Raw genomic sequence first — 19,513 nt, 5'->3', positions numbered from 1 at the left:
CTCCTAAAATTCTATGTCTTCTCTAACTAAAGGCATGCTCATACATCTTGGGCCGCCTCTTCCTCTTACAAGTTCGCTTCCTTCTATTGAAAGAACCTTAATACCGTTTCTGTCAAGTATTTCGTTTGAAATTTCATTTCTGTTATATGTTATAACAACTCCAGGGGAAATGGCAAGTGTGTTTGTGCTGTCATTCCATTGTTCTCTGGCTGAAATAACACTGCTGCTGCCACCGCTTTTTATAAGTTTTACGCTTGGAAGATTTAAAGCTTTTGCAAGCGCTGTTTTTAAGCTTTCTTCTTGTTCGTATTTTAATGTGTTTTTTTCTCCTGCTGTTATACTTACCACTTCAATGTCTTTTAATATATTAGGGAAGATTATGAATTTATCATAGTCTACCATTGTAAATACCGTATCAAGATGCATAAATGCTCTTTCATGTGGTATTTTTACAGCTAATACTTTCTTAACTCCACTACCTGAAGTTAAAAGATTTTGTGCAAGCCTGTCTATTCCTTCAAGAGATGTTCTTTCTGAAAAACCTACAAGAACACATTCTTTACTTAAAATAAGAACGTCCCCGCCTTCAAGAGTCATTCTCTCTCTTTCGTTGTCAAAATATACAGGAGAACCTGAAAAATCAGGATGATATTTATAAATAAGTCTTATTATTAAACTTTCTCTTCTTCTAATATGAGTTCTCATTTTAGAAAAAGCAACACCATTTTTTATTACAACCCCTACATCTCTCATGAAGTAAAGATTTGGTATTGGTTTAAAATAATAAGGGTATTTATCTTGCATATAATCAGATAATGTAACTCTGTTTGATTTTATTTCGCTTTCGCTAAGTCCTGCAATAACACATCTTATAAGTTCTTTATTATCAAGGCTTAATAAAAATTCTCTAAGTCCCATAACAGTTATATCGTCATATTGTACTTCTCTTAATACAATGTCAACAAGCTCTTCTTTTGCTTGTTTATTATTACTTATAACGTGAAGTAAACAATCTGTTACATATAATACTTCCGTTCCTGTTTGTCTTAGGATATTTGCGAAACCATCATGTTCTTTTCTCATCCTGCTCATCCAAGGGATGTCATCAAATAAAACTTCTTTTAGATCGTCAGGTGTAATTCTATCAAGTTCAAAGCCCGGTCTATGAAGTAATATTTTTTTTAATTTACCAATTTCATTGTTAATTAATAATTTATCCATAATAACCTACTTTTTTTATTTTTTTTTTGATATAATAATATCTATACTGTAATATATTAACATATTATAACATGGTATTGAAACAAGATTGAAAAAAATTTATAAAACTTTATATAAAAGGAGTAATATTATGTTTCCCAAAATTAAAATAAACTTAGCAGGAATAAGGGAGAATACTTCAAAAGTATGTGAAAAATGTGCAAAGTACGATATTAATGTAACGGCTGTAACAAAGATGTTTTTGGCGGACGAGAATATTGCAGAATGTTTTGTTACAGGTGGAGCAAATGCATTTGGTGATTCCAGAATTGAAAATCTTAAAAAGTTAAGTTGTTTCAATATGCAAAAATGGCTTATAAGAATTCCTATGGAATGTGAAATAGAAGATGTTATCAGATATAGTGATGTATCTTTAAACAGCGAATTAAAAACAATAAGACTATTAAATAAAGAAGCATATAAACAAAATAAAGTACATAAAGTTATTTTAATGGTAGATCTTGGGGATTTAAGGGAAGGTTATTTTAGTACTGATGATTTATATAGTGATATAGATAAAATATTACAGCTTAAAAATATTGAGCTTTATGGAATAGGAACAAATCTTACTTGTTTTGGTGGTGTTATTCCAAGACCTGATAATCTTTCAAAACTTGTTAAAATTAAAGAAAGAATCGAAGAAGATTTTGATATTGAGTTAAAAGTTGTTTCAGGAGGTAATTCAAGTTCTTATACTTTAGTTGAAAGTGGAGAGATGATAAGCGGAATAAACAATTTAAGACTTGGTGAAGTCATTTTGCTTGGGAATGAAACAAGTTATGGTAAACCTGTAGAGGGGCTTTATCATGATAACTTTATTTTAGAAGCTCAAATAGTGGAATTAAAAGAAAAACCTTCTGTTCCAATTGGAGAAATTGGTATGGATGCATTTGGGAATACTCCTGAATTTACGAATAAAGGAACAATGAGAAGAGCAATTGTTGCCATTGGAAGACAAGACGTAAAGACAGAGGGGATGCAGCCTGTTGATAGTGATATAGAAATTTTGGGAGCAAGCAGCGATCATACTATACTTGATTTAACAAATGCTGATAAGATGTATAAGCTTGGTGATGTAATATCTTTTAAACTTGATTATGGTGCAGCTCTTGCGGCAATGACAAGTAATTATGTTGAAAGAGAATATGTTCATTTTAAATCAAAATAAAAAAGCACTGATTTCAGTGCTTTTTTTATATGAACTCCATCATTACAACATTTGCAAAATCCAGTCCTCTATATGTTAAAGAAAAATGATTGTTTTTTATTTGCACAAGTCTCATTTCTTTAAATTTATTTATTTTGTCTTTATATTTATCCTCAAAATCTAAATTAAACTTTTTATTAAAATCATCTATGTCTAAGCCTTTTGTTTTTCTTAATGCTAGCATAATATAATCTCCAATTAATTCTTCATTTGTAAGTATATGTTCTTCTTTTATTGGAATAGTATCTTTTTTTATGTCTTCAATATAATCTTTTATATTTTCTTTATTTGTACTTCGTTTATTATCATTAAAGCTTGAAGCATTGCTCCCAAATCCTACATAATCATAAAAGTCCCAACATCTTAAATTATGTCTGCTTTCATATCCATCTTTTGCAAAGTTCGAAATTTCATATTGATTATATCCATATTCATTTAATTTTTGTATTAAATAATGATACATTTGTCTGTCTAAATTATCATTTTGCTCTATATTGTTGTTTGTATAATAATCGTAAAGCTTTGTACCTTTTTCCAATATAAGAGAATAGGTAGAAATATGTTCTGGACTGAGGGACAATACAAATTCTAAAGAATCAATAAAATTTATTAATTTTTCATTCGGTAGAGAAAACATTAAATCTACGTTTATATTGTTAAAGCCTTCTTCTCTTGAAAGGAGAAAAGCTTCTTTAAATTTCTCTACTGTGTGAATTCTTCCTATCTTTTTTAAAGTTTCATTATTTGCAGATTGTAATCCCATACTTAAGCGGTTAAAACCAAAATTTTTGTAATCTTGAAGTTTTTCTTTTGTTAAACTTTCGGGATTAAGCTCTATTGTTACTTCAGCATTATCCTCAAAATTAAAATTTGATTTAATGATATTTATGATTTCACCTATATATTTGCTGTCTACATAACTAGGAGTTCCTCCGCCAAAATAAAGAGTAGAAATACTTCTACTCTTTAGCTGTTCTTTTTTTAAAAGAATTTCTTTACCTAATGCTTCATAATAATCTTTAATGTAGCTTTCGCTATTTGCATAAGAAGCAAAATCACAGTAATAACATTTATGTTTACAAAATGGTGTGTGTATATATATTGAAATATTATTCATCTAATTTAAGCACTGCCGTAAATGCATCTTGAGGTACTTCAACTTTACCAACTTGACGCATTTTCTTTTTCCCTTCTTTTTGTTTTTCAAGAAGTTTTCTTTTTCTTGAAATATCTCCGCCGTAACATTTCGCTAAAACGTCTTTTCTTAAAGCTCTAACGGTTTCTCTTGCGATGATTTTTCCGCCTATTGCTGCTTGAATAGGTATTTCAAACATTTGTCTTGGAATTTCTTCTTTAAGTTTTTTTACAATAAGTCTTCCTCTTGCTTGAGCTTTGTCACGGTGAACAATAAATGAAAGCGCATCTACCATTTCTCCGTTTAGAAGTATATCAAGTTTTACAAGGTCTGACTTTCTATAATCAAGTAGTTCATAATCAAGAGAAGCATATCCTTTTGTTCTTGATTTTAATGTATCAAAGAAATCGTAAATAATTTCATTTAAAGGCATTTCATATTTTAAGTTAACTCTGTTTTCATCAATGTAGTCCATTGTTTTGTAAATGCCTCTTTTATTTTGACAAATTTCCATAACAGCTCCAACATATTCACTTGGAAGCATTATATTGGCATCAACAAAAGGTTCTTCCATGTAACTTATTTCTTGAATTGGAGGAAGGTTTGTAGGGTTGTCTACTTTAAGTTCACTACCGTCTGTTTTTGTTACATGATATATAACGCTTGGAGTTGTTGTTACAATATCTATATTATATTCTCTGTCTATTCTTTGTTGTGTTACTTCTAAGTGTAAAAGTCCCAAAAATCCGCATCTAAAACCAAATCCTAATGCAACTGAAGTTTCAGGTTCATATAATAAAGAAGCATCGTTTAATTTAAGTTTTCCTAAAGCTTCTTTTAAGTCCTCATATTTGCTTCCGTCAGCAGGATAGATACCGCAGTAAACCATTGGAGTAATGCTTTTATATCCAGGTAGCGGTTCACTTGCCATATTATCAGCATCCATTATTGTATCCCCAACTCTGGTGTCTTCAACATTTTTAATGCTGGCACATACATATCCTACATCTCCGCTTTCAAGTTTTGTTACAGGAGTTAAAGTGCTTGTAAAGATTCCAACTTCTTCAACTTCAAATTCTTTTCCTGTTGCGTAAAATCTAATTTTTGTACCTTTTTTGATTTCACCGTCAACTATTCTTGTACTTATAACAACCCCTTTATATTGATCATAATATGAGTCAAAAATAAGTCCTCTAAGTGGTTGTTTGTTATTTTCTTTTGGAGATGGAATATCTTTTACTATTGCTTCCAAAACATCTTCTATGTTTATTCCTTCTTTTGCTGAAATAAGCGGTGCTTCATCAGCAGGAAGACCAATATAGTCTTCAATTTCTCTTCTTGCCATTTCAGGATCGGCGCTTGGAAGGTCTATTTTATTTATTACAGGAATAATTTCAAGGTCATTTTCAAGAGCAAGGTATACATTTGCCATTGTTTGAGCTTGAATTCCTTGTGTAGCATCTACTATTAATATTGCACCTTCGCATGCAGCAAGAGAACGTGACACTTCATAAGTAAAGTCAACGTGTCCCGGTGTGTCTATAAGATTTAGGTAATATTCTTCTCCGTCTTTTGCTTCATAAACAAGTCTTACAGCTTGAAGTTTAATAGTAATTCCTCTTTCTTGTTCAAGGTCCATTTTATCAAGAACTTGACTTGTCATATCCCTTTTGGCTATTAAGCCTGTTTTTTCTATTAATCTGTCTGCCAAGGTTGATTTACCATGGTCAATATGTGCAATAATGCAAAAATTTCTTGTTCTTTCTTGTTTACTTTTCATCTTTCACCTTATATTATTATAATAATGCTAATAAATTTTACCATAAAATAAACATAAGTAAAAGTATGATAAAAAAAATATTATAAAAAATAAAAAAAACATTTGCATTATTGTAAAAAAAATAGTATACTTATTAGGCTACGAATATAGTAAAGAATATAAAATTATTTTTTATATAATAATTGGTCAAAAGGGGTGAAAGAAATGAAAGAAGGAATCCATCCAAACTATGGTAAATGTACAGTTACTTGCGCTTGTGGAAATACTTTTGAAACAGGTTCTGTAAAAGATGAAATCCGTGTGGAAATTTGTTCAAAATGTCATCCATTCTATACAGGAAAACAAAAACTTGTAGATACAGGCGGTAGAGTTGATAGATTTAAGAAAAGATACAATTTGGACTAAGTATAATATAGAAGGAGGCATATTCTTATGAAAAGGACTTTTCAACCAAACAATCATAAAAGAAAGAAAAATCATGGTTTCAGAAGCAGAATGTCTACTCCAGGCGGAAAAAATGTAATCAGAAATAGAAGAAGAAAAGGTAGAAAACAATTATCTGCTTAGATATTAACTGCTAGGGCTACTGTAAATGTAGCCTTTTTTTATATATGATAAGGGTAAATCATGCAAAGATTAAAAAACAGTATAGATTTTAAAAAAGTTTACAATAACCAAAAATCTTTTGCAAACAGACATTTGGTTTTATATATTTTAAAAACCGATAATGAAAGCAGGATAGGTTTTTCGGTAAGTAAAAAAGTTGGCAATGCGGTAACCAGAAATAAAATAAAAAGAAGACTTAGGGAAATTTCTAGGTTAAATGCATACCAAATAAAAGACGGCTATGATATAATATGCATTGTCAGAGTTAAAGCAAAAGATATTGATTATCAAACATTGAATAATTCATTTCTTCATTTGATTAAAAAACTTGGATTATTAAAGGTGAATGAAAATGGCTAAATTGATGACTAAACTGGTAATCTTCTATCAAAAATATTTATCTGGATTAAAAAGACCGTGTTGTAAGTATATTCCAACATGCTCAAATTATGCTATTGAAGCTTATAAAAAACATGGTTTTTTTAAAGGCACTATATTAAGTGTATACAGAGTTTTACGATGTAACCCTTTTTCAAAAGGGGGATACGACCCGGTACCGGAAAAATTTCTATAGGAGGAAAAAAGAAAAAACATGTCGTATTTATATATGTTATTTGGAAAAGTTTTGTTGTTTCTCTATAATTTTATAGGTAACTACGGGCTTGCAATTATTCTTTTTGCTTTATTTGCAAAAATCATTTTGCTTCCACTTACATACAAACAAATTAAATCAACGCAAATTATGAAAGTTATCAATCCTGAAGTTATGAAAATTCAGGAGAAATACAAAAATGATAAAGCCAAACAAGGCGAAGAAATGTGGAAAGTTTACGAAAAATATAATTATAATCCAATGAGTGGTTGTCTTCCTTTGTTAATTCAATTTCCTATAATCATTGGTTTATTTGGTGTTATAAGACAACCTGAAGCATATGTTTTTACTGAGGGAATGACAAATATTTCTATGTCATTTTTCTGGTTAAAAGATATTAGTATATCTGCAATGGATATTGCCAGAACAAGCGGATTTTCTCTTGATACTTTATATGCTTTGATTATTCCTATGATTACTACTCTTGCTACTTATATTCAAATGAAACAATCAATGGCTAACCAACCAAATGAAATGGGTGGCAGTATGCAAATGATGAATTTTGTTATGACATTAATGATAGGCTGGATGTCTTTAACATTCCCAGGAGCTCTTGCTATATACTGGGCAGCAACGACATTACTTGGTATTTTACAAACAGAAATTATGTATAAATTTATGCCTGTAACAGCTGAATCTTTACATGTAAAACCTATAAGTAATTATACGGAGGTATCTAATGGAAAGAAGAAAAAGCGCAATAGGAAAAGGTAAGACAATTGAAGATGCAATAAAAGATGCTCTTGAAAAACTTAATGCAACAAGCGAAGAAGTTGATACAAAAGTTTTAGAAATGCCTACTTCAGGTTTTATGGGAATAGGTGCAAAAAGTGCTAAGGTAGAAGTGTTTTTAATTGAAAAATTTGATGAAACTGCAAAAGAATTTTTAGATAGTGTTTTAAATAAAATGGGTATTGAACATTCTATAAGCATTGATTATGATGAAAAAGATGAAAATATGTTTATTTCTCTTGATATAGAAAATACAGGTGTATTAATTGGAAAACATGGTCAAACATTAGATTCTTTACAATATTTAACAAGTCTTGTTGTAAATAAGAGTTCTGAAAATTATATTAGAGTAATTCTTGATATCAATAATTACAGAGAAAAAAGAAAAGAAACATTGGAAAATTTAGCAGATAAGCTTGCAACTAAAGCCGTAAAAAGAAGAAAAAATGTTGAGCTTGAACCAATGAATCCATATGAAAGAAGAATTATTCATTCATATCTTCAAGGCAGAGAACATATTACTACATATTCTGTTGATGAAGGTACAAACAGACACTTAATAATAGAATATACAGAATAAAAAAAGACCTTTCGGTCTTTTTTTTTGTTATTTATTTCTTCCTGTTATAAGGATATTTTCCTAAATTAAAGAAAATCATAACATTTTTAAAATTAAAGGGGAAATTGTACTTGTAAAACTTATTTGTTTTACAGTGTTTAGTATAATAGTATGCTATGATACTTTGTTGTTTTAATTGTGAAAAAAAAAGGAAAAAAATACACTTTTTTTATTAAAAAAAGATTAGAATATTAAATAATCTATAATTTATTTTTTTAATAATATTTTTTTTGTAAAATAATAAAGTATTATTAAAAAAAGTATATAAAAAATAATTTTATTAATATTAATTCCTATCCACATTTTTTTCTCCTTTATAAATTATATTAACAAAAACTTAAATAAGAACAATTTGATTGATTTATTTTTTTTATCATAGTAAAATAGTAGATATCCTATATTAAATTTCAAAAAATTTATATATTTATTTTTTATTCTTTTCATTTTCCCGGAGGTATTTATGAATAGTAGTGATTTATCAAAATTAAAAGTAGCAGAGCTTAAAGAAAAAGCTTGTGAATATGGTATTACCAAAATAAGTGGGTTAAAAAAACAGGAAATTATTGATTTAATATTAGAAAAAATAAACGAAGAAGAAGAAAATAAACGATATTCAAAACTTAAAGATCCAATTTCAAATAGTTTTAATATGGAAGGTGAAGTTCAAGTCTTACCTGAAGGCTTTGCTTTTTTACGTCCTAAGGATATGAAAAAGTCTGAAGATGCTGTTTATGTTGCTGCAAGTCAGGTTCAAAGGTTTAAAATTAAGACAGGAGATATTTTATCAGGAAAGGTAAGACCTCCAAAAGAAGGTGAAAAGTATTATGCTATGCTTTTTCTAGAAGGCGTAAACGGAAGAAAGACAAGTGATATTCTAAAAGAAGAAAAACAAAAACTTCAAAAAAATGATGAAAAAGATATGACCTTATATTCAGAAGCTCATGAAGGGGTTTTGGATATTTTATCAGACGGTTATGGATTTTTAAGAACAAATAATTATCTTCAAGGTGAAAATGATATATATGTGGCTCCACAGCATATAAGAAAGTATAAACTTAAAGCAGGGGATTTGGTAAGAGGAAGAATAAGGCTTTCGGGAGAAGGTGAAAAGTTTGATGCGCTATTATATGTAGAACAAGTAAACGGAAAAGCACCTGAAAGCATTGTAGGAAGAAAAGATTTTGAAAAGCTTGTACCTATTTTCCCTGACGAGCGAATAAATCTTGAAACAGAAAAAAATATTATTTCAACCAGATTGATAGATATTTTTTCTCCTATCGGAAAAGGGCAAAGAGGACTTATAGTAGCAGCGCCAAAGGTAGGAAAAACCATCCTTCTTAAACAAATAGCAAAGGCAATAAGAGTAAATAATCCTGATATACATTTAATAGTTTTACTTATAGATGAACGTCCTGAAGAGGTAACGGATATACAACGTAGCATTGATTCTGACGTGGTTTATTCTACCTTTGACCAAAACCCTGCAAACCATATAAAAGCAGCTGAAATGGTCTTAGACAGAGCTAAAAGGCTTGTTGAAATAGGGGAAGACGTTGTGATTTTAATGGATAGTATTACAAGATTCACAAGAGCAAATAATCTTGTTGTTCCATCTTCAGGAAGAACTTTATCCGGTGGTCTTGATCCTGAAAGTCTTTATTATCCTAAGAAATTTTTTGGTGCGGCAAGAAATATAGAAAATGGCGGAAGTCTTACGATTTTAGCTACTGCATTGGTTGAAACAGGCAGTAGAATGGATGATGTGATTTTTGAAGAATTTAAAGGTACAGGGAATATGGAACTTGTACTTGATAAATCTCTTGCAAGAAGAAGAGTATTTCCTGCAATTGATATCGTAAAATCAGGAGCAAGAAGAGAAGATCTTCTTTTAAGAGAAGATGAGCTTAATTGTGCAAATATTATAAGAAGAAATGCTATGGATAGTTTGGAACTTTCTGAAAGAGTAATTAACTTAATGAAGAAGACAAGAAATAACAAAGAATTTATAAATGTTTGTACTAAAAATATTTAATTGGTCAATAATATGAAATATTGGTATATTAAAAAAAATATGATATGCTTTTTAAATTAAAAGAAGAATAAAAGACATGAAATGTTCTTAAAAATTTCACATTAAAAACAATATGATATCAATTTATAATAGTATACTAACAGAGTAAAAAGTTGAAAAACTTTTTCATAATTTCCCCTAAATGATATGTAAATAAATTTTCATATCATTCCCTCATTTTATCATAAAAAGCTCCTCAAAAGAGGAGCTTTTTAAATTGCTTATAGTTTAGGGTTTCCATAACACTTTCTGCAAACCGGAAGATAATTTTGATTATCTCCGATTTGGATTTGTTTTCCTGAATAATTAGGTTTCCCATCTATTATTCTTAAATTCATTGTTGCTTTTTTATTACAAAACCAGCAAACTGTTTTAACTTCTTCTATTTTATCGGCATAAATAAGTAGGTTTAAACTTCCCTCAAATAAATTATTTTGAGAGTCATTTTTTAACCCATATACAATAACAGGGATGTTCATATAATCTACTATTTGTGTTAAGTCTAAAACATGTTGTCCTGTTAAAAATTGCCCTTCATCAATTAAAATACAATGTATTTCTTTTTCCTGCATTTGAACAATTTGTTTAAAATCTGTTTCATCATTAAAAACAATAGCTTCTTTTTTCATTCCTATTCTTGATGCAACAAAACCTTTACCATATCTATTATCAAGTTCAGAAGTAAATAATAATACGTTTTTTCCTTGTTCTTCGTAGTTGTGAGCTATTTTTAATACTTCAATTGATTTTCCTGCATTCATTGTAGAATATCTAAAATATAGTTGTGCCATATTAAACACTTTCTCCAATACCATTAAATATTTTATATTTTGTATAATCGAAATCTTTTGCTTTTTTGTTTATTTTATTTGCAAGACTATTGTATTCTTTATCTATATCTAAGTTATTTTTAGATAGAACAATACTTTCTTTTTCTATTGACATATCAATAATATTTTGAATATATTTTTGATAATTAATATTATTTGTATCTTTGAATGTTCTTAAAAATTCATTGTTTGATGTGATAACTTCATTTTTATTGTTTCTTTTTGTATAAGAAATACTATTTATTAGTCCATTTTTATATGTGACTATTAATTCACCATCATAGCCATTTTTATCGTATATTGTTGTTTTAGCATTATAAATATAATCAATATTAATATAACTTAATTTTATTGTTCCTTGTTTTGCTAAACGAAGTCCTTCGGCTAATAATTTTGAGTAATCTGAAAAAATATCTTCAAAATTTTGGTTTGTATTTTTTATTGCTTCTTGATTTTGCAGAACTTGTGTATTTAATGTATTAACATAAAATGTTGTTTCATTACTTATATTTTCTTTGTTTATATATAACTTTTCATTTTGATAAATATAGTTAAAGTCAATATTGGTAATAATACTATTTTTTACTGTTAATGCCATATAGGCAGCTTTTGATTCATTGTCAAATTTAGATGAAAAAATATAGTATTCTCCGTCAATATATTTGTGAGCAATATCGTTATCCTGTATTTTTCCGTTTTCATCATTAATTAAATTATTACAACCGGAAAAAAATAATATTAAAAATAATATAAGTAAAATTGATATAAGTTTTTTCATTTTATTACCTAAAAGAAATATACATATCTTTCTTTACTTTCCAAAAACATTTCTTCATATTGACCCATTATATCATTAGAGAAAAGTTCAATTGCATCTATTATTTCATCTGTGCTTCTTAAAATTAACGGAGTAGAGAGCGTATATTTTTTATTTACATAAACACCGGATACATCCAAGAATTCCACATCTTCTGGATTTTCTACTTCGATATTTTCTTTTTTTATGTTGTCAAGTTCATTTTTAATAGCTTTTGCGAGAACTATTGAAGCATCTTTAGGTGCTAATTTTTTTAATGTATATTCTTTTGCAATATCTTTAAACAATTCTTCAAAAATACTTTCACATTCGCTTTTTGTATAATTAAAGTCGGTTAATTCTTCTTCCCATAATGTATTTTTTAGCCAAAGTCCTAAAAAAACTTCAACAGGTAATAAAGATTTATCTTTCTTTGCAATATATATATTTACTCCGCTGCCATATCCTTCATTTGATATATATGTTATTCTTTTTACTTTTAAATTTTTAGCTTTAATAAAAGCATTCACGATAAAATCTTTATTATTATCAATATTTTTTAATTCATTTAACATTATTTTTCTCCTTATTAAAATAAATTAAATATTATTATGGTAATTTATTATTTGATTTAAATATTTATCTGTAAGATACGCACTGGCAAGTTTATTTTTGCCTTTCATTTTAAGTCCATGAAAGTCACTGCCTCCGCTTATTAAAAGGTTATTTTTTATTGCCAAATCATAAAAGAACTGACGTTGTTTTTCAGAGTGTTTAGGATAAAATACCTCAATTCCTTCTATGCCATACTTTAGGATTTCCTCATAACTTTCCATATCTTTTATTAATCCCGGATGAGCTAAAAAGCTTATACCCCCTGCATTTTTAATAAGATTAACAGCTTCTTTTATAGTAAGTTTTTCGTTTCTGATAAAACATGGAGAATCATCTCCTATATATTTTTCAAATGCTTCAGCAATATTTTTGACATAATGTTTTTCAAAAAGTTCTTTTGCTATATGAACTCTTCCAATTGCACTTTTAGGATTCTTTTCTTTTATTTCTTCATAATCAATGTTTATACCTTCAATTTCTTTCAGCTTTTTAACCATTCTTTTTGCTCTGGTTTTCCTTTTTTCTCTAAGAAATTTTAGTTTTTCGTTTAAAGCTTTATCTTCAGGATTAATATAGTATCCCAAAATATGCACGCTCTTATTGTCAAATGTTGTGGAAAGTTCAATTCCGTTTATTATGTTTACATCAGATGAAGAAGGAATATTTTGTAAGGCTTTTGTTGTGTCATGGTCAGTTATTGCAATTGTTGTGACACCTCTTGCTTTACACATTTTTATAAGCTCTTCTACGGTATGCATACCGTCTGACATTATTGTATGGACATGTAAGTCAGCTTTATTCATATTAAGCCTCTTTTAGTAAATTATTTAATTCTTCTTCTGATAATGTATATTCCTTACCGCAGAAATGACATTTTAAAGTTATTTTATGATCTGTAGCAATAATATCCTCAAGTTCTTTTTTTCCAAGTGCAATTACAACTTTTTCAATTTTTTCTCTTGAGCAATTGCAATAATAAACGACATTTTGTTTGTCTGTTATTTCAATTTCTTCATCATTAAAAATTTCTTTGATAATATCTTCCGGAGTTTTCCCTTCGCTTAAAAGTGTTGTCATATATTTTAAATGAGAAACTTTTTCTTCAAGATATTCAATATCTTCCTCTGTATTACCGGGAAGCAATTGTATTATAAGCCCGCCGGCATACATTATATCAAATTTTTCTTTATCAACTAGTACACCTAGAGATACTACACTTGGTGTTTGTTCACTCATTGCAAAATAGTAAGTATAATCTTGAGCAATTTCACCGCTTACAATATCTGTTTCTCCTACATAAGGTTCTCTTAAACCTATATCTTTTATTACCCTTAAAGTTCCGTTACCAACAACTTTTTTTACGTCTAATTTCCCAAGTTCGTTTAAATATATATTTGTTTTGGGATTTATTATGTCGCATTTAACTTGTCCTTTGTTGTTAGCTGTGCATGTTACTTTACCAATTTCTCCATCACAATTTAAAATTGTAGTAACTATGTCATCATCATTTTTCATTGTATATCCGATTAAAGCAGTTGCCATTAAACTTCTACCTGCGCAAGCGGAAGCATTAGGCATTGCCTCGTGTATTTGTCTCATTTTTTCGATTGTTTCTTTTGCGGAAATTACAAAAAATCTTATTGGTCTGTTTTTTAAATTTCCTCTTATCATGTAGTCCATATAATCACCTCGTTAAATTAGTATACTATTTTTAAGAATTTTTTTCAAATTATCTTATATTTTGATAATATAATTATTTGTGTTTTATATGAGATATAATGATATAATATATAGGTATATATTTCAATAAAAATATAAAATAGATTAAAAAAAGGTGGTTGTATGAAATTAATAGATTTACATTGTGATACTTTTTCTAAAATGTTTTATGAAAATATTTTGGATTTTGACAGTAATAATTTACATATTGATTTAAATAAGCTAAAAAAAGCGGATTCATTTATTCAAGTATTTGCATTATTTGATGAAAAAGATAAATCAGATTATAAAATTGATAATTATAAAAAGCTAATAAACTTTTCTCATAAAATGATAAAAGAAAATGAAGAAAAAATAAACTTTATAAAATCTATAAAAGATACAAAAGATAATAAGCAGAATATTATACTTTCAAATGAAGATATGGGAAGTGTGGATAATAGTTTTGATAATATTAAATATTATTATGACTGTGGGATTAGAATGGCTGCTCTTACTTGGAATTATGAAAACTGTATAGGTTATCCTAATACAATGGAGCAAAGCTTAGGGCTTAAAAAGTTTGGTAGGGAAGCAGTAGAATATATGAACGAACTAGGTATGATTGTAGATGTATCTCACTTAAATGACGGTGGATTTTATGATGTTTGTGATATAAGTAAATATCCTTTTATTGCTTCTCATTCTTGTGCCAGAAGTTTATGTAATAACTCACGAAATTTAACAGATGATATGATAAGAAAAATTGCAGATAAAGGGGGAATAATAGGAATAAATTTTTATAGTTTATTTTTAAGTGATATAGATGAAAATACTAAAAAAAGTTTATTTGCTCTTTTAAAGGCAAAAGATTATGATGCGTTGGATAAATTAATGTCAACTTTTGAAAGTAAAAACGAAGATATTGTAAGACATATTGAGTACATAAAAAATATCGGTGGAAGCGATGTTATTGCTCTTGGAAGTGATTTTGACGGTATAAGCTGTAAACTTGAAATGAAAGATTGTTCAGGAATGCCAATGCTTATTCCTATTCTTGAAAAAAGAGGTTTTAATATATATGAAATAGAAAAGTTATTTTATAGAAATGCACTTAGAGTTTTTAAAGATGTACTATAAAAAAAAAGAGGTTTTTTAAACCTCTTTTTTATAGCCAATTTCTTGGATTTTGCACAACACCATTTGCATGAACTTCAAAGTGACAATGTGGGCCTGTTGCCCATCCTGTTGCACCACCATATGCTACTACTTGTCCTTTCTTTACTGTTTGCCCAACAGATACCGCTGATCTTGAGTTGTGAGCCAATAAAATAGTAACATGTTTTCCGTTTATTTTACCGCAATCAATTGATATAGCGATGCCATATCCATCTCCATAATCAGAAGCTCTTGTTATTTTACCACTTGCCGGAGCAACTACTTTATCACCATAACTTAAACCTATATCCATTCCTGAATGATATTTTTCATATCCAAAAATTGGATGAATTCTCCAGCCTTGTTCACTTGTTACAGTATAATTCCCAGGTGTTGGCCATAAAAGCTTACTACTTGAGCCGCTTGATGAACCTCCTGAACTGCTTGAGCCTCCACTTGAAGAACCTCCTGATGAACTTGAACCATCATTTTTGTCGCTGTCATTTTCATCATAAACAGTATCTGTATCCTCAGCACTTTCTGCAGATAATTGGTTACTGTAAGATTCTTGTTTTGCTTCAAGGTTCTCAATTTCTTTTTTTAAACTGTTTATATCTCCATTTACATTTGTAAGTTCTGCATTTTTAGCAACTTTAACTATGTTCATTGTTTGTTTATTTTTTTCTAAATTTGAAACCAATGTATCAAGTTCTTCTTTATCAGATGCAACTTGCTTTGTCTTTGTATTGATTTCACTTTCAACTTTTTCAAGTTCAGAAATAATATTTTGGTCATAACTTACAAGAGATTGTACTGTTACAATTCTGCTAATTAAATCAGAAAAACTTGTTGAAGAAAATATTAATTCAAGATATCCTGTATTTCCGTACATATACATTGTTTCCATTCTTTCAGAAAACAAACCTTGATATTTTACTTTCTTTGCATTTGCTTCTTTTAAATCCTCTTGTAATGTTGCCAGTTGTTTTTCAAGACTTGTTTGTTTTTCTTCTTGTGCTTTGATTGTTGTTGTTAGTTCGCTTATAGCTGTTTCATAGTCGCTAATTTCTGTTATTAAGATATTTGCTGTATCTTCTTTTGAATTTAGCGTTCCTTTTTTGTCGTCGATTTGTTCTTCGACTTCATTTAGTTTTTCTTGTGTGGTTTTTGCACTTACATTATTTGGAAGAAATGTAACAGAAACCATCATTGATAAAATTAATACAAATGAAATAAATTTTTTTAACATTTTTCCCCTCCGCTTTTAAAAGGCGTTTTAAGGGGTAATGAATTTATTCAAAACCCCTTTTTATTTATATTTAAAATTTTAAATGTCTACGTAATTTAATGGATCAACTGCATAACCGTTGCAATATACTGCAAAATGTAGGTGTGGTCCTGTTGAAATTCCGGTACTGCCGCTGTATGCAACTACTTGTCCTCTTGATACTTTTTGACCTGTAGATACAGCAAGTGAGCTGTTATGGGCAAGCAGAACCGTAATATGATCTCCGCCTATATTACCACAGTCTATTGATACTGCATAACCATATCCGCCGTTCCATCCTGAGTATGTAACAACACCATTTCCAGGTGATAATACAGGAGTGCCTGTACTTACTCCAATATCAACTGCACCATGATTTGTACTGGCTCCGGCAGTAGGTTGATCTCTGTATCCAAAGTAACTTGTTATGTAATAATTTCCGGGAGTAGGCCATCCTAGAACTCCTTTTCCTGTTCCGGAGTTATAATTATTATTTGATGATGAACCGCTTTGTGCTGCTATTTTACTATCTAGTTCGGCTTTTTTTGCTTCAAGTTTTGCGATTTCAGCATTTAAATCATCAATATCTCCATTAACATTTGTAAGTTCTGCATTTTTTGCAACTCTTAATGTATCTAAGCTTTCTTTATTTTCTGTTAAGTCTGCAATAACTTTTTCTAATTCTTCTTTATTTTTTGCAATTTTTTCTGTTTTTGTGTTTATTTCATTTTCAACTTCTTGAAGTTCACTTACTATACTTTGATCATAGCTTACAAGTGATTTCACAGTTGATATTTTGCCTATTAAATCAGAAAAGCTCTTTGATGAAAATATTAAGTCAAGATAACCTGTATCTCCATACATATACATAACTTCCATTCTTTCTGAAAGTAAATCTTGATATTTCTTTCTTTTCTCTTTTGCTTCCCTAAGTTCTTTTTGTGATTTTTCTAATTCTTTTTCAATTTCTTCTTTGTTTTTTTCTTGTTCGTTAATTTTTTCTGTTAAATTAGAAATTTTTGTATCATAACTTTCAATTTGATTTTCCAAATCGCTTGCGGTATTTTCTTTGTCTTCTAAAGAATCTTTTTTTGTATCAAGTTGATCTTCAACTTCATTTAGTTGTTGCTTTGTAGTTTTTGCGTTTATTATATTGGGTGAAAATACAAAAGTAGTAATAAAAGCCATTACTAAAATTAAGGGGATTATCTTCTTTTTCATGTCTATCTCCTTTATACGTCTAAGAATTTTCTAATTGAGAATGCGCTTCCTGCAGCTCCGATGATAATTCCATATACTATGAAAAGAATTGTAACTTCCCCCATGATAAATCCAGGAGGTGCTATACTGCTTCCTATTGGAAGTCCTGTTCCTCCACCTTGAATAAATCCTACTACATAGTAATAAATATTTCTTATAATTAAAATTGATATACTTGAACCTAATAATCCAAGAATACTTCCTTCTATTAAGAATGGAAATCTTATAAACCAGTCTGTTGCACCAACATATTTCATAACGGTAATGTCATTTCTTCTTGCATAAACAGTTAATTTAATTGTGTTATAAATAATAAATATACTTACAATACTTAAAACTATAAAAATAACTATACATACAATACTCGCCATGTCATTGAATTTAAGTAAATTATCAACAACTTCTTCACCGTAAACAACGTCTTTTACACCTTCAATGTTTTTTGCATATTCATACATATCTTTTAGTCTTGTTGAATCTGTAACTTTAACTATATATGATGCAGGCAGAGGGTTGTTTTTTCCCTCATATCCATTTAACAGATATGATTTATCTCCAAAGTCTTGCTTGAAATTAGTTAGAGCATCATTTTTTGATTCATAAGTTACACTTTTGCAAAGTTTACTGCTTTCAAGCTGTGTTTTTATTTGACTTAATTGAGTATCATTTAAGTTGTCATTAAGATAAACTTTTATTTCAAGGTTATCTTCAATGCCTTGTGTCATATAATTTAAATTAAGTGCAAATACTAAAAATACACCGATTATTATAAGTGCGGCAACTACTGATAATATAGAAGCAACACTCATTAATGAATTTCTTTTTATATTTTGAAAGGAATCTCTTATAAAAACCTTTAAAGTTGATGGTTTAATGGCCGTATCCTCCTTTTCTGTCTCCAATTACTACTCCGTCTTTTAATGCTATAACTCTTCTTTGCATAGCATCAACGATGGTTTTATCATGTGTGGCAACAAGTAGAGTTGTACCTCTTTTATTAATATCATGAAGAAGTTTCATAATACCAATTGAGGTTTGTGGGTCTAAGTTCCCTGTAGGTTCATCACAAATAAGTATTTTAGGATTGTTTATAATACTTCTTGCAATTGCAACTCTTTGTTGCTCTCCACCTGATAATTGGTTGGGATATTTTCTAGCTTTATCTTTAAGTCCTACCATTCTAAGAACGTTTGGAACTCTTTTTTGTATTTTACTTTGTTTGTGTTGCATAACTTCCATTGCAAAAGCTACATTTTCATAAACTGTTCTGTTTTCAAGAAGTCTGTAATCTTGGAATACAACTCCAACATGACGTCTTAAAAATGGAACTTGTTTGCTTTTAAGTTTATTTAAATCGTAACCTGCAACTGTAATTTCACCTGTTGTAGGTGCAATTTCTTTTAAAATTAACTTTATTAATGAAGATTTTCCTGCACCACTCTTACCTATAACAAAAATAAATTCGCCTTTGTCAATGTTGATATTAACATCTTTAAGAGCAGGGTTCTCTCCGCCTTCATATATCAACGATACGTCTTTTAAAGTAATCATGTTTACTCCTGTCCTGTTTTTTTTGAATACCAAAAATACACATCTAATTTTTAAAGAAGTTTTATTAGACGTTTATTAAAATATTATAGCATAATTTGTTACATTATCAATTAAATTGTCGAATTTTAATAATTTTACAATGGTAATATATACCATAAATAATTCAAATTGAAATAAAGCTGAAAAGTAAAAAAAATTAAAGTGAATTAAAATTTAACTTAAAATTATAAAATATTAATAAAATATTAATATTTTCCATAATCAATATTAAAAATT

The 19,513-nt window shown here is 28.8% G+C and carries 21 protein-coding genes; 9 read left to right on the top strand and 12 right to left on the bottom strand.

Annotation, left to right across the window (positions count from 1 at the left end; all coding sequences use genetic code 11):
• Positions 1-3: 3 nt before the first annotated feature.
• Positions 4-1,221: an arginine deiminase gene (locus V2W16_RS07005; protein ID WP_329383573.1), complete on the bottom strand. Its 1,218-nt coding sequence runs from the start codon at positions 1,219-1,221 to the stop codon at positions 4-6.
• Positions 1,222-1,351: 130 nt separating this feature from the next.
• Here V2W16_RS07005 and orr point away from each other — a divergent pair, with 130 nt between their 5' ends.
• Positions 1,352-2,428, top strand: a complete 1,077-nt coding sequence (orr, locus tag V2W16_RS07000; protein WP_329383570.1) for an ornithine racemase Orr — start codon at positions 1,352-1,354, stop codon at positions 2,426-2,428.
• A gap of 25 nt (positions 2,429-2,453) precedes the next feature.
• Here orr and hemW read toward each other — a convergent pair whose 3' ends face one another.
• Positions 2,454-3,584: a radical SAM family heme chaperone HemW gene (gene hemW / locus V2W16_RS06995; RefSeq protein WP_329383567.1), complete on the bottom strand. Its 1,131-nt coding sequence runs from the start codon at positions 3,582-3,584 to the stop codon at positions 2,454-2,456.
• Entirely contained in the window at positions 3,577-5,382 is a 1,806-nt protein-coding gene (gene lepA / locus V2W16_RS06990) for a translation elongation factor 4 (protein ID WP_329383564.1), read from the bottom strand. Before lepA ends, hemW begins: the two co-directional genes overlap by 8 nt.
• 204 nt (positions 5,383-5,586) lie before the next feature.
• Between lepA and rpmE the strand changes: the two genes are divergently transcribed.
• From rpmE to rho, 7 genes are all read left to right on the top strand, one after another.
• Positions 5,587-5,787 (top strand): 50S ribosomal protein L31, encoded by a 201-nt coding sequence (gene rpmE, locus V2W16_RS06985; RefSeq protein ID WP_138268556.1) that lies wholly within the window; start codon positions 5,587-5,589, stop codon positions 5,785-5,787.
• Between the two features lie 27 nt (positions 5,788-5,814).
• Positions 5,815-5,949, top strand: coding sequence for a 50S ribosomal protein L34 (rpmH, locus tag V2W16_RS06980; RefSeq protein ID WP_138268555.1), 135 nt, complete (start codon positions 5,815-5,817; stop codon positions 5,947-5,949).
• Positions 5,950-6,009: 60 nt separating this feature from the next.
• On the top strand, positions 6,010-6,348 hold the full coding sequence (gene rnpA / locus V2W16_RS06975; protein WP_253230208.1) for a ribonuclease P protein component: 339 nt from the start codon (positions 6,010-6,012) through the stop codon (positions 6,346-6,348).
• Complete coding sequence (yidD, locus tag V2W16_RS06970) at positions 6,341-6,562, top strand: membrane protein insertion efficiency factor YidD (RefSeq protein WP_138268553.1); 222 nt, start codon at positions 6,341-6,343, stop codon at positions 6,560-6,562. Before rnpA ends, yidD begins: the two co-directional genes overlap by 8 nt.
• Before the next feature lie 18 nt (positions 6,563-6,580).
• On the top strand, positions 6,581-7,354 hold the full coding sequence (locus V2W16_RS06965; protein ID WP_329383557.1) for a YidC/Oxa1 family membrane protein insertase: 774 nt from the start codon (positions 6,581-6,583) through the stop codon (positions 7,352-7,354).
• Positions 7,320-7,952: an RNA-binding cell elongation regulator Jag/EloR gene (gene jag / locus V2W16_RS06960; RefSeq protein ID WP_329383554.1), complete on the top strand. Its 633-nt coding sequence runs from the start codon at positions 7,320-7,322 to the stop codon at positions 7,950-7,952. Before V2W16_RS06965 ends, jag begins: the two co-directional genes overlap by 35 nt.
• A gap of 499 nt (positions 7,953-8,451) precedes the next feature.
• Positions 8,452-10,023 (top strand): transcription termination factor Rho, encoded by a 1,572-nt coding sequence (gene rho / locus V2W16_RS06955; RefSeq protein ID WP_329383551.1) that lies wholly within the window; start codon positions 8,452-8,454, stop codon positions 10,021-10,023.
• Between the two features lie 260 nt (positions 10,024-10,283).
• On the opposite strand, the gene V2W16_RS06950 is transcribed toward rho, so the two are convergent.
• From V2W16_RS06950 to hslO, 5 genes are read right to left on the bottom strand one after another with little or no spacing between them, the layout of a single operon-like run.
• Positions 10,284-10,853 (bottom strand): thymidine kinase, encoded by a 570-nt coding sequence (locus V2W16_RS06950; RefSeq protein WP_329383548.1) that lies wholly within the window; start codon positions 10,851-10,853, stop codon positions 10,284-10,286.
• 1 nt (position 10,854) lies between these two features.
• Positions 10,855-11,670: a hypothetical protein gene (locus V2W16_RS06945; protein WP_329383545.1), complete on the bottom strand. Its 816-nt coding sequence runs from the start codon at positions 11,668-11,670 to the stop codon at positions 10,855-10,857.
• 8 nt (positions 11,671-11,678) lie between these two features.
• Positions 11,679-12,263: a hypothetical protein gene (locus V2W16_RS06940; protein ID WP_329383542.1), complete on the bottom strand. Its 585-nt coding sequence runs from the start codon at positions 12,261-12,263 to the stop codon at positions 11,679-11,681.
• Positions 12,264-12,287: 24 nt separating this feature from the next.
• Positions 12,288-13,106: a PHP domain-containing protein gene (locus V2W16_RS06935; RefSeq protein ID WP_329383540.1), complete on the bottom strand. Its 819-nt coding sequence runs from the start codon at positions 13,104-13,106 to the stop codon at positions 12,288-12,290.
• Between the two features lies 1 nt (position 13,107).
• A complete protein-coding gene (hslO, locus tag V2W16_RS06930) occupies positions 13,108-13,983 on the bottom strand; it encodes an Hsp33 family molecular chaperone HslO (protein WP_329383537.1) in 876 nt (291 codons plus the stop codon).
• A gap of 162 nt (positions 13,984-14,145) precedes the next feature.
• On the opposite strand from hslO, the gene V2W16_RS06925 reads away from it, so the two are divergent.
• The gene (locus tag V2W16_RS06925) at positions 14,146-15,141 is read left to right on the top strand and encodes a dipeptidase (protein WP_329383534.1); all 996 of its coding nucleotides are present in this window, start codon (positions 14,146-14,148) and stop codon (positions 15,139-15,141) included.
• A gap of 28 nt (positions 15,142-15,169) precedes the next feature.
• Here the strand turns inward: V2W16_RS06925 and V2W16_RS06920 are convergent, their stop codons facing one another.
• The 4 genes from V2W16_RS06920 to ftsE all read right to left on the bottom strand — a co-directional run bounded on the left by V2W16_RS06920 (position 15,170) and on the right by ftsE (position 19,237).
• The gene (locus tag V2W16_RS06920) at positions 15,170-16,408 is read right to left on the bottom strand and encodes a murein hydrolase activator EnvC family protein (RefSeq protein WP_329383531.1); all 1,239 of its coding nucleotides are present in this window, start codon (positions 16,406-16,408) and stop codon (positions 15,170-15,172) included.
• Positions 16,409-16,486: 78 nt separating this feature from the next.
• Complete coding sequence (locus V2W16_RS06915) at positions 16,487-17,647, bottom strand: murein hydrolase activator EnvC family protein (RefSeq protein ID WP_329383528.1); 1,161 nt, start codon at positions 17,645-17,647, stop codon at positions 16,487-16,489.
• An 11-nt stretch (positions 17,648-17,658) separates the two neighbouring features.
• Positions 17,659-18,588 (bottom strand): permease-like cell division protein FtsX, encoded by a 930-nt coding sequence (ftsX, locus tag V2W16_RS06910; RefSeq protein WP_329383525.1) that lies wholly within the window; start codon positions 18,586-18,588, stop codon positions 17,659-17,661.
• Entirely contained in the window at positions 18,557-19,237 is a 681-nt protein-coding gene (gene ftsE, locus V2W16_RS06905; protein ID WP_138268227.1) for a cell division ATP-binding protein FtsE, read from the bottom strand. Before ftsE ends, ftsX begins: the two co-directional genes overlap by 32 nt.
• Between the last annotated feature and the right edge of the window lie 276 nt (positions 19,238-19,513).

Origin of the sequence: Anaerofustis butyriciformans, from assembly GCF_036289385.1 — a bacterium.
In the GTDB taxonomy this organism is placed as follows: domain Bacteria; phylum Bacillota; class Clostridia; order Eubacteriales; family Anaerofustaceae; genus Anaerofustis; species Anaerofustis butyriciformans.
This window is presented reverse-complemented; position numbering and strand designations above follow the sequence as displayed.